The sequence below is a fragment of the Janibacter sp. GXQ6167 genome (assembly GCF_041365945.1).
GTDB lineage: Bacteria > Actinomycetota > Actinomycetes > Actinomycetales > Dermatophilaceae > JBGFSK01.
In genome coordinates this window covers 353,858-372,285 of the sequence record NZ_JBGFSK010000003.1, presented here as the reverse complement: position 1 = coordinate 372,285, position 18,428 = coordinate 353,858, and the positions used below count along the sequence as shown (strand labels likewise).

The window sequence follows — 18,428 nt, the reverse complement described above, 5'->3', positions numbered from 1 at the left end:
CTACTCCGGTGGAAGCAGGTCGGCGAGCAGAGCCATCTCGTTGATCACGGCGATCGCCGAGCGCAGCAGGGGAAGGGCGGTGACGGCGCCGCTGCCTTCGCCGAGACGCATGCCGAGGTCGATGAGCGGGGTGAGGCCAAGGTGTTCCAGGGCAATCGCTTGGGCCGGCTCGGGGGAGCGGTGGCCCGCCTGCCACCAGGCGCGCGATCCGGGAGCGATGGCCTCGGCGATGACCGCTTCGGCGACATTGATCACCCCATCGAGCAGGACGGGCAGGCGGCGCCGCGCGGCCTCGACCAGCATGCCCACCGCGACGGCGAGATCGGGCGCGCCGAGCGCCGCGAGGCGCTTGATGGGGTCGCGCACCTTGTCCTCGCGACGGGCGCGATCCAGGGCGGCCTGAACGACCGCGGTTTTGCGGGCGAGGCCCTCGTCGTCGAGTCCCGTGCCCCGACCGGTCACGGCATCGGCCTCCACGCCGAGGCTGGAGGCGATCAGCGCCGCGGCCGGGGTGGTGTTGCCAATCCCGAGGTCGCCAACGATCAGCAGTTGGGCGCCGGCCTCGATCTCCTCCCCGACGATGCGCGCGCCGGTGGCGAGGGCCTGCTCAGCCTGCTCGACCGTCATCGCATCCTCGATGTCGATCGCACCACTGCCACGCCCGAGCTTGTGGGAGGTGATCGCCTCATCGAGGTCGGTGAGGTCTGCGGAGACACTGATATCCAAGACCCGCACGGACGCATCGTGCTGGCGAGCGATCACGCTGACGCCAGCGAGCCCAGCCGCAATGGTGCGGACCATCGCGCCGGTGATCTCGGCGGGGTAGGCGCTGACCCCCGACGCGACGACCCCATGGTCGCCCGCGGGGACGACGACGCGCACCCGCTCCAGAGCGCTGGGCGGGCACTGGCCCTGGCAGGCCGACCACCAGGCCGCCAGGTCCTCCAGACGCCCCAGGGATCGACGTGGCTTGGCGAGGCCATCCAGGCGCTCGCGGGCGAGGGCGTAGGCGTCCGGGTCTGGCGGGGCGACCGGCTTCACGGCTGCTCCAATGCGGCCACGCTCGGGCCGATCACGGTGACGGCAGGCGCGCTGATCTGCGCGTCGGCGGCCGCGTGGGCGAGATGTGCCAGGTCGGCTCGAGCGGCGCGCTGGGTTGGCATCCCGCCGTCGGCAATGCAGGCCGCGGGGGTCTGGGGGTCCATCCCGGCCCCGATCAATCGGTCGACGATCTGGTCCAGCGCACCCACGCCCATCAAGATCACCACGGTGAGCCCGCAGGTCGCGAGGGCGTCCCAGTTGACGTCATTGCGGGAATCGCCGGGTGCGACGTGGCCGGTCACCACGACGAAGCCCGGAGTGAGGTGGCGATGGGTGACCGGGATCCCGGCGAGGGCGGGGACGGCCACGGCGGAGGTGACCCCGGGGACCACCCGCACGGGGATCCCGGCGTCGACGCAGGCATTCCACTCTTCGCCGCCGCGGCCGAAGACGAAGTTGTCGCCCCCCTTCAAGCGCACGACGGAGCGTCCGGCGCGGGCATGCTCGAGCAGGACGGCGTTGATTCGCTCCTGCGGGGTGAACTCACCGCGCGGGATCTTGCCGACGGGGATGCGGATCGCGTCCTGACGCGCGTGGTCGAGCAGGCCGAGCGGAGCGAGCCGGTCGTAGACGATGACATCGGCGGCGGTCAGGGCCGCGAGCCCGTCGAGGGTCATCAGGCCCGGGCTGCCGGGCCCGCCTCCGACGAGGACGACTTCGCCAGGCGCGGCGGCCACGGGTGTCGGCGCCGCCTCGGCGGTCGCCAGATCGCGCACGACGAGGTCGAAGTCAAGCGGGTTCGCCGACGTCACCGCGGTGATGAGGCCCCGGTCGGCGAGATCGGTCACGACGGCTCCGGGGGACTCGGTGAGGATCGTGACCGCCGCACCGGCGTCGATGAGCGGGTGCACGGTCTCGGCGACCCGCGGCCCCGGGTGTGTGACCAGGGCGGTGGTCGGCGTGCCGGGCAGGGTGAGGCTCATGCGATGCGCTCCGTGGGTGCGATGGTGGCCAACTCGCGGAGCAGGCCGTCGATGGTGAGGGGATCGCGGACGGCGATCCGGACCCAGGCGGGTCCAAGCCCGGGGAAGGTATCACCCCGGCGGACGGCGTAGCCGCGCGCCCGCAGGGCCTCGCGCACTCCGTCGCCGACCTCGACCAGGACGAAGGGGGCCGACCCCGGGACGGGGCGGAGGCCAAGGTCGCTCAGCCCTCGCACGAGGTGAGCCCGCCAGGCCACCCCTTCGCGGGCCAAGCCATCGGCCTCGGCGAGTGCAGCCGGAGTGGCCGTCGCCTCCATGACTGCGGTGGCAGGGGAGGAGACCGACCAGTGCGGCTGCTGCTCGGCGAGCGCGGCGATCAGCTCGGGGTCGCCGACCACGTAGCCGGCGCGCAGACCCGCAAGGGCCCACGTTTTGGTGAGGCTGCGCACGACGAGCACGCCATCCATGTCCGGTCCAATGAGGCTGTCGGCCTCGCCCGGCACCGCGTCGAGGAACGCTTCATCGACGAGCAGGATGCGTCCGGGGCGGCGCAAGGCGCGCAGGGTGTCGGCCGAGTGCAGCACCCCGGTGGGATTCGTCGGATTCCCGACGATGACGAGGTCGGCGCTGTCGGGGACCGAGCCGGGGTCGAGCATGAAGTCATCGCCGGCCTGCAACACGTGGTGGTGCACGGCGTGGCCCGCGCGCATCAGGGCCAGATCGGGCTCGGTGAACTGGGGGTGCACGATCAGGGGGGCCTTCACCTGAAGCCCTCGGGCGGCCAGCGTGAACGCCTCGGCAGCCCCGGCGGTCGGCAGGACCATCTCCTCCGGCACACCGTGGCGGCGGGCGATGGACGTGCGCGCCCTCGTCGTCGACGGGTAGGCGCCGAGCCCGGCGGTGGTCGCGCTCACGTGCGCAGCGAGCCACCGTGGCGGCTGCGCCTGACGGACGTTGACCGCGAGGTCCACCAGTCCTTCGGCCAACTCGGCGTCGCCGTGGTGGTCGAGACCAGGTGCCGTCGAGGGCGGCTCGGTGGCGGGCGAGGAGACGGGCAGTGGCGCGATCGACGAGGGAAGGGAGCGAGCCGGTGCGGCGCGGTGCGCGCGCACGGCATCGGCGAAGGAGGCCGCCACTTGCGGGGACCCCGCCCAGTGGGTGTGCAGGTAGGAGGCGTGCAGGGTCGGGGTGCCGGTCCCGGCCGGGTCAAGCGCCCAACCGTCGGTCACCTGCTCCGTCGCCCACGCGGGGACCGGACCCGCGGGCGGGTCGGTCTGCGTGCGGTGGAACTCGTGGCCCCTCACTTCGGTCCCGGCGGGGCCGAGGAGGGTGGCGACCGTGGTCCGGGAGATCCGGTAGTGCAGGGTGAGGCGCGGGTGCATGGCCGCGCGGGTGGGGACGGCGCCGACGAAGGGGTGCCCGTCCACGGCCTCGGAGAGGTAGAGCAGCCCCGCGCACTCCGCCACCGTCGGAACCCCGGACGCGACGGCGTCGCCGACCTCGCGCAGCAGCGCCGTGTTACGTGAGAGGGCGACGGCGTGCACCTCGGGGAAGCCACCGCCGAGGTAGAGCCCCGCGGTCCCCGGCGGCAGGCTCGTATCGATCGCCGGGTCGAAGGGGACCGGCCGGCACCCGGCCGCGCGGAGGAGCTCCTCGGTCTCGGCGTAGCGGAAGGTGAAGGCTCGGCCGCCGGCCACCGCGACGACCGGTGCAGGACCCCCTTCGACCCGCCGATCGCCTAGTGCCGCACCCGGATCCCACGCCGTGGCGGACAGCGGGGGAGCGGTGCGGGCGAGCGCGACGAGGGCATCGAGATCGATAAATTCGGCGGTTTGCTCGGCGAGGCGGTCAAGGGATGAGGCCGCGTCATCGCGTTCGGCGACGGGGACGAGCCCAAGATGGCGCGAGGGCGCGCTGACCCCGGCGTCGCGGGGGAGGACACCGAGGACGGGCAGGCCCAGGGACTCGACGCTGCGCCGCACCTCGCCGGCGTGGCGGGGGCTGCCGGACTTGTTGAGGATCACCCCGGCGACCTCGACCCGCTCGTCATAGGTCCGCAGGCCATGCACGATCGCGCCGACCGTACGGGCCGCCGAGGAGATGTCGACGACCATGACGACGGGGGTGCGGGTGAGCCGCGCGAGGTGGGCGGTCGAGGCGTACCCATCGGTGCCGATCCGTCCATCGAAGAGGCCCATCACCCCTTCGATGACCGCGAGATCCGCGGGCGCCGGAGTCGCCGCGCCATGCAGCAGGAGCGGAGCGATGAGCTCCTCGCTCGTCAGCCAGGGGTCGAGGTTGCGGCCCGGGCGTCCGGTCGCGAGCGCGTGGTAGCCCGGGTCGATGTAATCCGGTCCGACCTTCGCGGGCGCGACGGCGTGCCCGGCGCGGGTGAGCGCCGCCATGATCCCGACCGCGACGGTGGTCTTGCCCTGCCCGGAGGCCGGTGCCGCGATCGCGATCCGCGGCAGGGAGGTGCTCGCTACCACTCGATGCCCTTTTGCCCCTTCTGACCGCGGTCGAAGGGGTGCGCGAGCTTGGTCATCTCGGTCGCGACGTCGGCGATCTCGAGCAGGCGCGGGTGCGGGTCGCGGCCGGTGATGATGACGTGTTGGTAGCCGGGGCGCTCGGTGAGGGTCGTCACGACATCATCGATGTCGATCCAGCCCCACTTCATCGGGTAGGTGAACTCGTCGAGGACATACACGGTGTGCTGTTCGGCGGCGAGGCGGCGCTTGATCTCGGCCCAGCCCTCTTGGGCGTCGGCGGCGTGGTCCTCTTCGGACCCGGCCTTGCGCGACCAGGACCATCCGGAGCCCATCTTGTGCCACTCGACGGGTCCCCCTTCGCCGGTCTCCTCGTGCAACCGGCCGAGCGCGGTGAGGGCCGCCTCCTCGCCGATCCGCCACTTCGCGGACTTCACGAACTGGAAGACACCGATCGACCAGCCCTGGTTCCAACCGCGCAGGGCGAGGCCAAAGGCGGCGGTCGACTTGCCCTTGCCCGCGCCGGAGTGGACGACGACGAGGGGGGAGTGGCGGCGCTGGCGGGTGGTCTTGCCGTCCTGCGCGACGACGGGGGTCTGTCCTTGGGCCATCAGGCGGCGCTCCTGCGGTTCAGTCGGGCGTCGCGCACGACGTCGACCAGGGCGCCGGCGGCGATCTGCTCGAGGGGGACGTGCTCGGCGCCCATGCGGTGGGCGAGGTCGGCGGCGAGGCCAAGGCGGAAGCGCCCGCTCTCGCAGTCGACGACGACGGTGTCGGTGCCGGGCCAGCGCTCGGCGATGTGCTGGGCCCGGGTGAGGGCGTCGGGGCCGGCGGTCGCTCGACCGTCGGTGACAAGGACGAGCAGCGAACGACGTCGGGGGTCGCGAATGTGCTCAAGGCGCAGGACCCGCGCGGCCTCGGTGAGCCCTTCGGCGAGGGGGGTGCGCCCGCCGTGGGGGAGGTCCGCAAGGCAGGCCGCGGCGGCTTCGACCGAGGAGGTGGGGGGCAGATCGCGGTGGGCGTCGCTGCCGCGGAAGGTGATCAGTCCCACCCGGTCCCGGCGCTGGTAGGCATCGAGCAGGAGCGAGAGCACGGCGGTCTTCACCTCGGCCATCCGTTTGCGCGCCGCCATCGAGCCGGAGGCGTCGACGACGAAGAGCACGAGATTGGACTCGCGGCCCTGCGCGATTGTGGTCCGCAGGTCGCTCGAGGTGATCCGGAGCCGGTCGGTTCGGGTCCGCTCCGGGCGGGGTTCACCCGCCTGACGGCGCGCCGCGGCGGTGATCGTCGCAACGAGGTGGGGGTGCCCGTGCTCGTCACCGCGCGGGCGACGGGAGCCAATCGTCCGGCCGAAGTCGGTGATAGCGTGGCTTCGTTTGCCCGGCTCGCCCTGCCCGAGACCGCGCACGGTGAGCTTGCGGGTGCGGAAGGGGGATTGCGCCGCCGCGACTCCCGCAGCGGCAGGTGCCGACTCGGGGGCGTCCTCGGGCGCATCCGGCGCGTGGTCCTGCGGCGCCTGCGGTTGCGGCGGCGCGGGCTGCTCGGGAGCCTGCGGAGTGTCCGGGCTCTGATCCTGCGGACCGCCGTCGTGGTTCGGGGGCGGCCCGTCGGCCTCTTCGCCCCCTTCGTCCTGGTCGTCGTCGCGGTCGGGTTCGTCGTCCGGCCGGTCCGGGTCAGTGGGGGGATCATCGTCCGGGTCGTCGTCGCCGAGCAGGTCGTCGAGGAGGTCCTCGTCGAGGCCCGGGGCGTCGAAGGGGTTGCGGCGCCGACGGTGGGGCAAGGCGAGGCGCGCGGCGACGCGGATGTCCTCGCGGGTGACATCGGTCCGGCCCTCCCAGGCGGCGTTGGCCCGGGCGGCGCGGGCGGTCACGATGTCGGCGCGCATCCCGTCGACATCGAAGCCGGCGCACACCGTCGCGATCTTGGTCAGGGCCCAGTCGCTGAGCGCGACGTCGGGCAGCAGGGCTTGGGCGGCGGCGATCCGCTCGCGGAGGGACTCCTGCTCGGCGGCGTGGGACGCGGCGAAGGTCTCCGGGTTGGCGTCGAAGGCGAGACGCCTACGGACGACCTCGGCGCGCTGCTGCGGGTCACGGCTGGCGGCGATCTCGACGGTGAGGCCGAAGCGGTCGAGCAGCTGGGGGCGGAGCTCCCCCTCTTCGGGATTCATCGTGCCGACGAGCACGACCCGCGCGGCGTGACTGACCGAGACCCCGTCGCGCTCGACGGTGTTGCGGCCCATCGCGGCGGCGTCGAGGAGAAGGTCGACGAGGTGATCGTGGAGCAGGTTCACCTCATCGACATAGAGCAGGCCGCGGTTCGCGTCGGCGAGGAGGCCAGGCTCGAAGCTCGCCTCACCCGCGCCGAGCGCCTTGCGCAGGTCGAGCGAGCCGATCACGCGGTCCTCGGTCGCGCCGACGGGGAGCTCGACGAGGCGAGCGGCGCGGGTGGTGGTCGCTGCCTCGGCGTGCGGGCCGTCGGGGCAGGTGGGGTCCGGGGCCGCCGGGTCGCACCCGAAGCGGCAGCCCGCGACGACCTGCTGCTCGGGGAGGACATCGGTGAGGGCGCGCACCATCGTGGATTTCGCGGTGCCCTTCTCGCCGCGGACGAGGACACCACCGACCTCGGGCGAGACGGTCGTCAGGAGCAGGGCCAGGGCCATGTCGTCGGCGCCGACGATGGCGGCGAAGGGGTACTGGGTCATGCGCGAAGCAAGTCCTCCTAGGCGAGTAACCACGCTCGCCGGATGAGCGTCAAGCGCCGACGCGGGAGTGCGCCGAGCGCGACGCAGGGTGATGTTCTGGCTTTAAGCCCCCTTCGCGGGAAACGAAAGAAGGGAGCCCTCACAGTGGCGGGACCGCTGCCGGATTCTCACCGGATTCCTCACGTCTGCGTCGCCGGTCATCATCCCACACCTGCGCTGGGCGACTCGGTGCGCCATGACCCGCGCGATTAAGGTGGCGGGCGTGATCGAGGTCGTCGGTATCGGTGAGGCCGGGTGGGAGGCCCTGGGCCCGCATGAGCGCTCCCTGGTCGAGCGTGCGCGCCTCGTCATGGGCGGCGCTCGTCACCTGGAGTTCCTCCCCGAGATCGAGGGCCAGGAGCGAAGGGCGTGGCCGAGCCCCCTTCGCCCGGCGTTGCCGGGGCTGGCGCGAGAGCCTGGCCCGGTCGTGGTCCTTGCGAGTGGAGATCCGCTGCGGTCGGGGATTGGCACCACGCTCATCGAGGTGCTCGGGGCGGATTCCGTCAGCATCTATCCGACCGTCTCCTCGGACCTGCTGGCGCGGGCGCGGATGGGCTGGTCGGCCGAATCCGTGCAGGTCATCACGCTCGTTGGGCGGGATATCGATCGGGTTGTCCGCTGGCTGACCCCGGGAGCGCGCCTGATCGTGCTGTGCGGTGACGGCGATGGGCCAGCCCGCGTCGCCGACCGCGTGAGTGCGGCGGGCTATGGCGACTCCGCGATGACCGCTTGGTGGCATCTCGGGGGGCCGCGCGAGGGGTCCTCGACCGCGACGGCCGCGACCTGGGGCCCAGAACCGACCCCCGATCTGGTGCTCGTGTGCCTGGAGGTTGCGGACGGCGGGGCCGATCAGGGGCCCGCGCCCGGGCGGAGCGAAGACGCCTTCGACCACGATGGCCAGATCACCAAGCGGGACGTGCGCGCCAGTGCTCTTGCTCACCTGCGCCCCACCCCCGGCCAGGTCCTGTGGGATCTCGGCGCCGGGTCCGGAGCCGTCGGGATCGAGTGGGCGCTCGCGGCGCCGGGTGCCCTCACCGTGGCGGTGGAGCGCGATCTCGAGCGTGCCGCGCGGGTCGAGGCCAACGCCGCTCGCCTCGGTGTCCCTGAGGCCGTCACCGTCGTGACCGGCGAGACCATCGAGGTGCTCGGCGCCCTCCCTTCGCCCGACGCGGTCTTCTTCGGCGGGGGAGTTGACCGCGATGTCCTCGCGGCGGCGTGGTCGCGACTGCCCATCGGCGGCCGATGCGTCGTCCACGCGGTGACCTTGGAGGCCGAAGAGGTCTGCCTGGCCGCCTTCCGCGAACACGGTGGCTCACTGACCCGCCTGTCGGTCGAGCACGCCGAGGCCCTCGGGCGCTACCTGTCCTGGAAGCCTGCCCGCCCGATTACGCAGTGGTCGGCGACCAAGATCGACCCGCTTACTTAAGGAAAGTTTGGCGACGTGACCGTTCATTTCATCGGAGCCGGACCCGGCGCCGCCGACCTGCTCACCGTGCGCGCGACCCGGCTACTCGGGCACAGCCAGATGTGTCTCTACGCGGGGACCTATCTCGATGCCGAGGTGCTCTCGCACTGCCCACCGGACGCCGAGCTAGTCGACACCCAGCACCTCTCGCTCGATGAAATCACCGCCCACCTGGTGCGCGGGCACGAGGCGGGTTGGTCGGTCGCGCGTCTCTGCTCGGGCGACCCGTCGGTGTACTCGGCGATCGCCGAACAGGCGCGGCGGCTGGACGCGGCCGGCGTGCCCTGGGATATCACCCCCGGGGTGGCGGCGTACGCGGCGACCGCGGCCCTCGTCGGCCGAGAACTCACCGTGCCGGAGGTGGCCCAGTCGGTCGTCCTCACCCGGGCGCATAAGGACTCCACCAAGATGCCGCCGGGGGAGCAGCTGGCCGCCTTCGCCGCGACCGGTGCGACCCTCGTGCTGCACCTCGCGATCCGGCACACTCGGCGCCTCGCCGAGGAACTCGCCGCGCACTACGGCGCCGACTGCCCGGTGGTCGTCGGCTCGCAGGTCTCGGGGCCCGAGGAACTGATCCTGCGAGGCACGCTCGCCGATATCGCCGACCAGGTCGAAGAGGCTGGCCTACGCCAAGCAGCGGTCATCATCGTCGGGTGGGCGCTGAACGCCGAGGGCTTCGTCGAGTCGCACCTGTACTCCTGCCGCCCGCGACCCGCCCGCGCCTGAGTGCCGCCGGCTAAGACGTCACGGTCCGGGGGGTCCAGACCCGACCGGTGCCCGTGACCTGCGTGCTGGACGCCCCGATGATGACGAGGCAGCTCATGTCGACGGACTCGACGTCGAGCTCGCCGAGCGTGGTGACCGTGAGCGATTCGCCTTCTCGGCCGACCTGACGGGCGATGATCACGACGCGCTGCGCACCGACTGCGTCGACCAGGAGGTCCCGGGCGTGAGCGAGGGTGTCCGGGCGGGAGCGAGAGCGCGGGTTGTACAGCGCGATCGCGAGATCGGCCTCGGCGAGCGCGACCAACCGCTGGGCGAGCACCGGCCAGGGCTTGAGGTTGTCCGACAGGTTCACCAGCGCGTGGTCGCCGCCGAGCGCCGCGCCCGCGAGGGCCGACCCGGCGTGGGCGGCGGTGATCCCCGGGATGACGCGGATGTCGACGTCGGCGTAGCGGGGATCGGCCGCGGCCGCCTCGAAGACGGCGGTCGCCATCCCGAAGACACCGGCGTCGCCGCCGCTGACGACCGCGACGGACTCGCCCTCGAGGGCGAGATCGAGAGCGAAGCGGGCGCGGTCGACTTCGACGGTGTTGCCACTGGCATGGCGGACCAGGCCCTCACGCTGGGGCACCCGCGCGACATAGGGGCCGTAGCCGACGACGTGATCGACCGAGGCGAGGACCGTGCTGGCCTCGGGGGAGAGCCACCGGTCCGGCCCCGGCCCCAGCCCGACGACGTGCACCGTCGGTCCCCCTTCGTCGTGACCCGACGGGGCGACCTCGTCGTCCGGCGCGAAGGGGGCTTGCGTGCTCCCCTCGTGGCGGCCCGCGGCATCGGCGCGCAGACCCTCGCCGGGGATCACGATGAGCGACATGTAGGGCACGGTCTGCGCGTCGACCTCGGCGAGCGGCAGCACGCGCTCGCGGCGGCCGGAGGCACGCTCGACGTACCAAGCGCGGTCGCTCATCCCGGCCTGGCGGATCGCTTCGCGGACGGCGGGGAAAGTCGCACCGAGCTTCATCACGATCGCGGCATCGGTGTCGGCGAGGCGGCGCGCGAGCTCGGGGGTGGGGAGGGTCCCCGGCAGGACCGTGAGGGTGTCCTCATGGCGACACAGACCCGTCGCGACGGCGGCAGTGGCCGCGCTCACGGAGGTCACGCCGGGCACGACCTCGGTCGGATAGCGCGGCGAGAGCCGGTCATGGACGTACATGAAGGAGCCGAAGAAGAGCGGGTCGCCGACGGCGAGCACGACCACGGATCGTCCCGCGGCGAGATGGGCTTCGAGGCGGTCGGAGCACTCGTCGTAGAAGTCCGCGAGCGCTGCGTAGTACCCGCCGGGGTGGTCGGCGAAGCCGGTCGTGACCGGGTAGCGAAGCTCCTCTTCGATGGCCGAAGGTGGGATCAGTTCGGCGACGATCGAACGGGCCATCGACTGCTTGGTCGTGCCCGCGTGGTAGGCGATCACATCGGCCGAGCGGATCAGATCGGCGGCCCGCAAGGTGACGAGGCCCGGGTCTCCGGGGCCGACGCCGACACCGTAGAGCCGACCGGTGGAGGCGCTCAGATCGGTCGTGCTCACGCGATCTCGGCCTTGGTGGCGAGGGCGTTGAGGGCGGCGGCGGCCATCGCGGAACCGCCGCGCCGACCATGCACGGTGAGCCACGGGATCTGGGAGCCGCCGGCGAGCGCGTGGTCGGCGAGGGCCGCCTTGGACTCGGCGGAGCCGACGAAACCAACGGGCATCCCGACGATTGCGGCGGGGCGCGGGCCGCCGTCGAGGATCAACTCGAGCAGGTGGAACAGGGCCGTTGGGGCATTGCCGATGGCGACGACCGCACCGTCGAGGCGCTCACCCCAGAGCGAGACCGCCGCTGCGGCCCGAGTCGTCTGCCATTGCTGCGCCAGCGCGGGGACTCGCTCGTCGCGCAGGGTGCAGATCACGTCGTTATCGGCGGGGAGGCGGCGGCGGGTGACCCCGGCGGCGAGCATGTGCGAGTCGGTGAAGATCGGCGTACCGGCGTCCAGCGCCCCGCGGGCGGCGGCCACGACCTCGGGGTGCGCGGCGATGTCATCGAAGACGTCGACGTCACCGGCGGCGTGGATGATCCGCCGGGTGACGACTCGCAGGTCGTCGGCGACGGGCGGGAGGTCGGCGGCGTCGATCTCGGCCTGGATCATCGCGAACGAGCGGCGGTAGATCTCGGCGCCGTCGCGGACATAGTCGTAGTGGCGGGTAGGCGGGGCGATCATCGGTGGTTCTCCAAGATGGCGAGCACCGCGTCGGCGTCCGCCGGGTCGGTGATCAGCAGGTGGTCGGTGTGGGGGGCCCCGCAGGCGCGGTCACAGCCGACGAGGTGGACCCGGCCCGCGGACGGGGGCAGGTCCTCGGCGATCTCGCGGGCAATCGCGGAGGTCGGGCTGGTCGTCCGGGCGCAGTAGGGCGCCCCGGAGCAGGCCGAGAGGCGGGTCCACGGCGAATTGGGGTCGGTCACCACACCCGCTGCGGCGAGCGCGGGTCCGTGCACCGCGCCGCCGGGGACGATCAGGGTGCGCCAGGCGGTGGTGCGGACGCGATCGGTGACGGCGGCTAGGGCCGTGATCGCCTCGGGCGTGATGACGCCGAGCGGCACGGCGACGACGAGGTCCTCGCCGACCGGTCCCGGGGCCGGGGGCGGGAGCAGCGCCGCAGGGGCGAAGGGGGCGTCGGTCGTCCCGGCGTAGACGGCAGCGTCGCCGGGCAGGTCGCGCACATTCCAGGTCCGCTCGTCGGCTCGCTCGCTCAAGAAGGCGACGGCCCGCTCGACAAGTGCGGCGACGGCGCGCGAGCGTGACACCGCGAGACCTCGCTCGCCGACCCGGATGATTCCGGCCTCGGGCGAGGTCGCCTCATAGGCGAGGTCGTAGGGCTCGGCGAGCACACCCCCTTCACCGCCGGCGATGGCGAAGAGGAAACGGCCGGGCAGGCTCGCCAGGACCGGTTCGGCGCAGATCGCCGCGTCGAGTTCGGCGACGATCGCGGGCAGATCCAGGGACGGGTCGGCCAGGGGGTCGGCGATGATATTGCGGGCTCGCTCATGGGTGCGCGAGGGAAACAAGCTAGTGGCCAGGACCGCGCGCGCGACCTCGTCGGGCAGGGGCGTCGGCAGGCCGCGAACCTGCAGGCTGCCGCGGGTCGTGACGTGCAGGCCGGGCGTGCCGTGAGTCGCCGCGACCTCCGCGAGGGTGACCAGGGCCGAGGTCGGGACATCGCCGCCGGGGACCCGGACCCTGATGATCGAGCCGTCCGCCGAGTCGAAGGGCCGGAGGAGACCCGGGCAGCGGTCGGCTCCAGTACGCGTGGTCACCGGTTGAGCATACGGACTTCGTTAGGATCGCCCCGGCAGCCCCCGACGGAACCCGGTGCACACTCCGGGACGGTCCCGCCACTGTGACTCGAGCCCCGAGGGCCCGAGAAGTCAGGAACGTCGGGCGCCGCCGGTCGACGCGGCCCGCGTGGACCCCCTTCACCAACCCGCGGGGCGCGGACCCCGCCGAGGAGATTCGCCCATCGTGCCCCGCATCGCCCTGCTGTCGACATCCGATACCGATCTGCTGAGTGCCCGCGCCAGCGGCGCCGACTACCTCTGGGCCAACCCGGCCCGCCCCGGCCACACCGAGATGGGTGAGGCCATCGAGTCCGCCGACATCGTGATCGCCCGCATCTTGGGTGGGCCGCAGGACCTCTGCGATGGATTCCGGCGGATCGCCGCGACCGGAGTGCCGCTCATCGTCCTCGGCGGTGAGCAGACCCCGAATGCCGCGCTGATGGAGCTCTCCACGGTGCCGCAGGGTGTGGTGAGCGAGGCCCACCGGTACCTCGCCGAAGGGGGGAGCGCGAACCTCGCGCAATTGCACGCCTTCCTCGGCGACACCTTGTTGCTGACCGGCGAGGGCTTCGAGCCCCCGCAGGCCCTCCCGACCTGGGGCGAGCTCGAGAGGCCCACGCTCGACCCCCTTCCCGGTGGCGCGGATCGCCCACGAGTCGGGGTGCTCTTCTACCGGGCCCAGTACGCGGCCGACAACACGGCCTACGTGCACGCGCTCGCCGACGCGATCGACGCCGCCGGGGGCCAGGGCGTCCCGATCTATACGACCTCGCTGCGGGACGCGAGCGAGGACCTCCTGACGCGGCTCGGCACCCTCGACGCGCTGATCACGACCGTGCTCGCCGCCGGGGGGACCAAGCCCGCGACCGCGAGCGCGGGGGAGGACGACGAGGCGTGGGATGTCCAGGCGCTCGCCGCCCTCGACATCCCGATCCTGCAGGGGCTTTGCCTCACCTGGAGCCGCGCGGACTGGGCCGACTCCGATGACGGGATGTCCCCGCTCGACGTCGCGACCCAGGTGGCGGTGCCGGAGTTCGACGGGCGCCTGATCACGGTGCCCTTCTCCTTCAAGGAGCTCGACGGCGACGGGCTGCCGCACTATGTCCCGGATCTCGAACGCTGCGCCCGCGTGGCGGGGATCGCGCTCGGGCACGCCCGGCTGCGCCACACGCCCCCGTCGCAGCGCCGGATCGCGGTCGTCCTGTCGGCCTACCCGACGAAGCACTCCCGGATCGGCAACGCCGTCGGGCTCGACACGCCCGTCTCGACCGTGCGGCTGCTGCGCGCGATGCAGGCCGCGGGCTATGACCTCGGCGACGGCTTCCCCGGGATGGACCCGCTCGAACCCGTCGACGGCGAACACCCGGACACCACCGCTGGCAATGCCCTCATCCACTCCCTGATCGCCGCGGGCGGGCAGGACCCGCAGTGGCTCACCCAGGAGCAGGTCGCGGGCGCCCAGGTGCGGATCCCTGCCGCGACCTACGAGCGCTGGTTTGACGCCCTTCCGGCCGACCTGCGTGAGGCGATGACCGAGCATTGGGGACAGGCGCCGGGCGACCTCTTCGTCGATCGCGAGTCGGACCCGAAGGGGGAGATCGTGACGGCCGCCCTCCAGCGCGGCAACGTCGTGCTGCTCGTCCAGCCGCCGCGTGGCTTCGGGGAGAACCCGATCGCGATCTACCACGACCCGGACCTGCCGGTCACCCACCACTACCTCGCGACCTATCGATGGATCGAGGAGGAATTCGGCGCGCACGCGATCGTGCACGTCGGCAAGCACGGCAATCTCGAGTGGTTGCCGGGGAAGAACCTTGCGATGTCGGCCTCGTGTGGCACCGACGCCGCGCTCGGCAGCGTGCCGCTGATCTACCCCTTCCTCGTCAATGACCCGGGTGAGGGCACCCAGGCCAAGCGCCGCGCTCACGCGACGATCATCGACCACCTCGTGCCGCCGATGGCTCGGGCCGAGTCCTACGGCGATATCGCCCGCCTCGAGCAACTCCTCGATGAGTACGGGAATGTCTCGGCGATGGACCCGGCGAAGGCACCGGCCCTGCGCGGCGAGATCTGGACCCTGATCCAGGCCGCCAAGATGGACCATGACCTCGGTGTGAGCGACCTCGACCTCGCCGATGACGAGTCCTTCGACGACTTCGTCATGCACGTCGACGGGTGGCTCTGCGAGATCAAGGACGTCCAGATCCGCGATGGCCTGCATATCCTCGGCGAGGCGCCGACGGGCGAGGGCCTGCGCAATCTCGTCCTCGCGATCCTGCGCGCCGGGCAGGTCTTCGGCGGTCAGGGCGGCAATATCCCGGGGCTGCGGGCGGCGCTCGGCCACGAGGAGCATGTCTCCACCACCGCCGAGACCGACCGTTTCGAGGAGCAGGCGCGGGCCTTGGTCGAAGGGGTGGCCGCCGCCGGTTGGTCCCCCGACGCCGTGCCCGATGTCGTCGCCTCCGTCCTTGGTGAGGCCAACGACGGGGCCGTGGCCTCCCTTCGGTTCGCCTGCGAAGAGGTCGTGCCGCGCCTCGCCGAGACCGCCCGCGAACTCCCGATGGTGCTACACGCCCTCGACGGCGGCTATGTCCCCGCTGGGCCGAGCGGATCCCCCCTTCGCGGTCTGGTCAACGTGCTGCCGACCGGCCGCAACTTCTACTCGGTGGACCCCAAGGCGATCCCGTCGCGCCTGGCGTACCAGACCGGGACGGCGATGGCGGTCTCGCTGCTGGAGCGCTACCAGGAGGAGACCGGCGAACTGCCGCGCTCGGTCGGTCTGTCGGCCTGGGGCACCTCGGCCATGCGGACCTCCGGCGATGACATCGGCGAGATCCTGGCGCTGCTCGGGGTGACGCCGGTGTGGGACGAGCAATCCCGCCGCGTCGTCGGCCTCGAAGCGCTCACGCTGGAGGAGCTGGGCCGCCCGCGGATCGACGTGACGGTGCGGATCTCGGGCTTCTTCCGTGACGCCTTCCCGCACGTCATCGCCCTGCTCGACGATGCGGTGGCGCTGGTCGCGGGCCTCGACGAGCCCGATGAGATGAACTACGTCCGCGCGCACGCTCGCGCCGACCACGCCGAGCACGGTGACGAGCGGCGCGCCCGGACCCGCATCTTCGGCTCCAAGCCGGGGTCGTATGGCGCGGGCATCTTGCAGGTCGTCGAGTCCGGGAACTGGCGCGGCGATGAGGAACTCGCCGAGGTCTACACCGCCTGGGGCGGCTACGCCTACGGGCGCGACCTCGACGGGGCTCCCGCGCGCGAGGACATGGAGCGGACCTACCGTCGGATCCAGGTCGCGGCGAAGAATGTCGACAACCGCGAGTCCGACATCCTCGACTCCGACGACTACTTCCAGTACCACGGCGGCATGATCGCGACCGTGCGGGCGCTCACCGGCGCCGAACCCAAGGCCTACGTCGGCGACTCCACCTCGCCGGATGCGGTCAAGACCCGCACCCTCCAAGAGGAGACGAACCGGGTCTTTCGGGCGCGCGTGGTGAACCCCCGCTGGATCGCCGCGATGCAGCGCCACGGGTACAAGGGCGCCTTCGAGCTGGCCGCGACGGTCGACTACCTCTTCGGGTTCGACGCGACCGCGTCGGTCGTGCCGGACTGGATGTACGAGCGGCTCGCCCGCGAGTACGTGCTCGACCCGCAGAACCAGGAGTTCATGCGCCAGGCGAACCCGTGGGCGCTGCACTCGATCGTCGAGAAGCTGAGCGAGGCCGCCGACCGGGGCCTCTGGGAAGAGCCCGACGAAGAGGTGATGGCCCAGATACGGCAGGTCTACCTCGATGTCGAGGGTGATCTGGAGCAGTGACCCACTACGCGCGCCCGACCCCAACGATCGGTGACCCCTCCAGCGCCGCCGAGCGGCGCGAGGATCCGTCCGGTTGGGCGATGGGCGAGGACGTCGTGGCGGCGCTGGCCTCGGTCGTCGCGGGTCGGCGCGATATCCGGCGCTTTCGCCCGGACGCGGTCCCGCCCGACCTGATCGAGGCGGTCATCGCGGCCGGGCACCAGGCGCCGAGCGTCGGGCACTCCCAGCCCTGGCGCTTCATCGTGGTCACCGATCCGGCGACCCGGGACGCCGCTGCCGCGATGGCCGACCGGGCGCGCCTGGAGCAGGCCGATCACCTGACGTCCGAGCGGGCCGCCCGGCTACTCGACCTCAAGCTCGAGGGCCTGCGCGAAGCCCCCGTCGGTCTGGTCGTCGCCTGCGATCGCCGCACGCCGGCGACCGGGGTACTCGGCCGGGCGACCTTCACCGACGCCGACCTCTGGTCCTGCGCGACGGCCGTGCAGAACATGTGGCTGACCGCTCGGGCGCATGGCCTCGGGATGGGCTGGGTCACCCTCTTCGAACCTCCCGAACTGGCTCGCCTGCTTCACCTGCCCGAGGGGGTGGAGACCCTCGGGTGGCTCTGCCTCGGATGGCCCGATGAGCGGCCCCCTTCGCCTGGGTTGGAGCGCGCGGCGTGGTCGCGCCGCCTGCCGCTCGATGAGGTGATCCTGCGCGAAAGGTGGCCCGCTCCGGACGAGGTCGAAGGGGGAGCGCCGTCGCCGCCGCCGTCGCACCTGCGGGGGCCGAACGCGGATCGGCTCGTGGGCGCCAGCGATGATGCCGATGCCTTGCTCTCGCCGCCGGAGTCCCTCGGCGTCCTCGACCGGGCGCTCAACAAGGTGATCGCGACCGGGGGAGCGGAGGTGACGACCGGGACCTTGGTGCTGGTCGGAGCGGACCACCCGGTCGCCGACCTCGGCGTGAGCGCCTACCCGGCGAGCGTGACCGCCGATGTCATGCGCGCCGCGGTCGACGGTGCGAGCGTCGGCGCCGCCGCGGCCCGAGCAGCTGGCCTCGCGGTGACCGTGATCGATGCTGGGGTCACGGGGTTCGAGCGCTTCGCCCCCACCGGTGGGGGCGAAGCGCTGGTGCGTGCTCGCCCCGAGGACGCACGCGGTGACCTCGCGGACGCCGACGCCCTGACGCGATCGGATGCCGAACGCCTCATCGAGCGCGGCCGGGAGGTCGGCGTCGAGGTCGGCAAGCGGGGCATGGTCCTCCTTGGCGAAGTGGGGGTCGGCAACACGACCGTCGCTGCCGCCCTGGCCTGCGCCCTGCTCGATCTCGACCCGGACGACGCGGTCGGCCTCGGCGCGGGTTCGGACTCCGAGGTGGTGGCTCGCAAGCGCTCCGTGGTGACGCAGGCTTTGCTGCGGACGGCCGAGAAGCGGCAGGCGGCCACGGCGAAGGGGGCTCACGAGCTTGCGCTGACATCGCTCGCGGCGCTCGGCGGTCCCGAGATCGCGGTGCTCACGGGAGTCGTCCTGGGCGCCGCCTCGGTCGGGGCGCCGGTGATCCTGGATGGGTTGGCGGGCTCCCTTCCGGCCGTGGTCGCCACGGCGATCGACCCGAGCGTGCAGGGCTATCTGATCGCCGGGCACCAGTCCCGCGAGCGCGCCCACGGCGCCGTGTTGCGGGTCCTCGGCCTCGAACCGCTGCTCTCCCTTCGGCTGCGGGCCGGAGAAGGGGTGGGCGCGTGCCTCGCCGCGTCGCTGATCCTCCAGGGATTGCAGATGCGTGCCCTGACCGCCCGGACCGGGTGAGCGCCCCTC

Annotated in this window: 12 protein-coding genes and 2 riboswitches; of the genes, 4 read left to right on the top strand and 8 right to left on the bottom strand. The window is 72.4% G+C overall.

Annotated elements, in window-relative coordinates:
- The 5 genes from cobT to AB8K43_RS06640 are packed head-to-tail and all read right to left on the bottom strand — an operon-like array spanning nucleotide 1 to nucleotide 7,211.
- Entirely contained in the window at nucleotides 1-1,041 is a 1,041-nt protein-coding gene (gene cobT / locus AB8K43_RS06660) for a nicotinate-nucleotide--dimethylbenzimidazole phosphoribosyltransferase (protein WP_370892712.1), read from the bottom strand.
- Nucleotides 1,038-2,024, bottom strand: coding sequence for a uroporphyrinogen-III C-methyltransferase (gene cobA / locus AB8K43_RS06655; RefSeq protein ID WP_370892710.1), 987 nt, complete (start codon nucleotides 2,022-2,024; stop codon nucleotides 1,038-1,040). Before cobA ends, cobT begins: the two co-directional genes overlap by 4 nt.
- Nucleotides 2,021-4,513 carry a cobyrinate a,c-diamide synthase gene (locus AB8K43_RS06650; protein WP_370892708.1) on the bottom strand — a complete coding sequence of 831 codons (2,493 nt, stop codon included), beginning with the start codon at nucleotides 4,511-4,513 and terminating at the stop codon, nucleotides 2,021-2,023. The genes cobA and AB8K43_RS06650 overlap by 4 nt, the downstream gene beginning before the upstream one ends.
- A complete protein-coding gene (gene cobO / locus AB8K43_RS06645; protein WP_370892706.1) occupies nucleotides 4,507-5,121 on the bottom strand; it encodes a cob(I)yrinic acid a,c-diamide adenosyltransferase in 615 nt (204 codons plus the stop codon). The genes AB8K43_RS06650 and cobO overlap by 7 nt, the downstream gene beginning before the upstream one ends.
- Nucleotides 5,121-7,211, bottom strand: a complete 2,091-nt coding sequence (locus AB8K43_RS06640; protein WP_370892704.1) for a VWA domain-containing protein — start codon at nucleotides 7,209-7,211, stop codon at nucleotides 5,121-5,123. Before AB8K43_RS06640 ends, cobO begins: the two co-directional genes overlap by 1 nt.
- A 68-nt stretch (nucleotides 7,212-7,279) precedes the next feature.
- Nucleotides 7,280-7,441: riboswitch (cobalamin riboswitch) on the bottom strand.
- Between the two features lie 5 nt (nucleotides 7,442-7,446).
- On the opposite strand from AB8K43_RS06640, the gene cbiE reads away from it, so the two are divergent.
- Complete coding sequence (gene cbiE / locus AB8K43_RS06635; protein WP_370892702.1) at nucleotides 7,447-8,676, top strand: precorrin-6y C5,15-methyltransferase (decarboxylating) subunit CbiE; 1,230 nt, start codon at nucleotides 7,447-7,449, stop codon at nucleotides 8,674-8,676.
- Between the two features lie 15 nt (nucleotides 8,677-8,691).
- A complete protein-coding gene (gene cobM, locus AB8K43_RS06630; RefSeq protein WP_370892700.1) occupies nucleotides 8,692-9,441 on the top strand; it encodes a precorrin-4 C(11)-methyltransferase in 750 nt (249 codons plus the stop codon).
- 10 nt (nucleotides 9,442-9,451) lie between these two features.
- Here the strand turns inward: cobM and AB8K43_RS06625 are convergent, their stop codons facing one another.
- From AB8K43_RS06625 to AB8K43_RS06615, 3 genes are read right to left on the bottom strand one after another with little or no spacing between them, the layout of a single operon-like run.
- The gene (locus AB8K43_RS06625) at nucleotides 9,452-11,020 is read right to left on the bottom strand and encodes a precorrin-2 C(20)-methyltransferase (protein WP_370892698.1); all 1,569 of its coding nucleotides are present in this window, start codon (nucleotides 11,018-11,020) and stop codon (nucleotides 9,452-9,454) included.
- A complete protein-coding gene (locus tag AB8K43_RS06620; RefSeq protein WP_370892696.1) occupies nucleotides 11,017-11,691 on the bottom strand; it encodes a precorrin-8X methylmutase in 675 nt (224 codons plus the stop codon). The genes AB8K43_RS06625 and AB8K43_RS06620 overlap by 4 nt, the downstream gene beginning before the upstream one ends.
- Nucleotides 11,688-12,785: a cobalamin biosynthesis protein CobG gene (locus AB8K43_RS06615; protein ID WP_370892694.1), complete on the bottom strand. Its 1,098-nt coding sequence runs from the start codon at nucleotides 12,783-12,785 to the stop codon at nucleotides 11,688-11,690. Before AB8K43_RS06615 ends, AB8K43_RS06620 begins: the two co-directional genes overlap by 4 nt.
- A gap of 47 nt (nucleotides 12,786-12,832) precedes the next feature.
- A riboswitch (cobalamin riboswitch) is annotated at nucleotides 12,833-12,904 on the top strand.
- 86 nt (nucleotides 12,905-12,990) lie between these two features.
- On the opposite strand from AB8K43_RS06615, the gene cobN reads away from it, so the two are divergent.
- Nucleotides 12,991-16,632: a cobaltochelatase subunit CobN gene (cobN, locus tag AB8K43_RS06610; RefSeq protein ID WP_370892692.1), complete on the top strand. Its 3,642-nt coding sequence runs from the start codon at nucleotides 12,991-12,993 to the stop codon at nucleotides 16,630-16,632.
- Nucleotides 16,629-18,419, top strand: a complete 1,791-nt coding sequence (bluB, locus tag AB8K43_RS06605) for a 5,6-dimethylbenzimidazole synthase (protein ID WP_370892690.1) — start codon at nucleotides 16,629-16,631, stop codon at nucleotides 18,417-18,419. Before cobN ends, bluB begins: the two co-directional genes overlap by 4 nt.
- The last annotated feature ends 9 nt before the right edge of the window (nucleotides 18,420-18,428 follow it).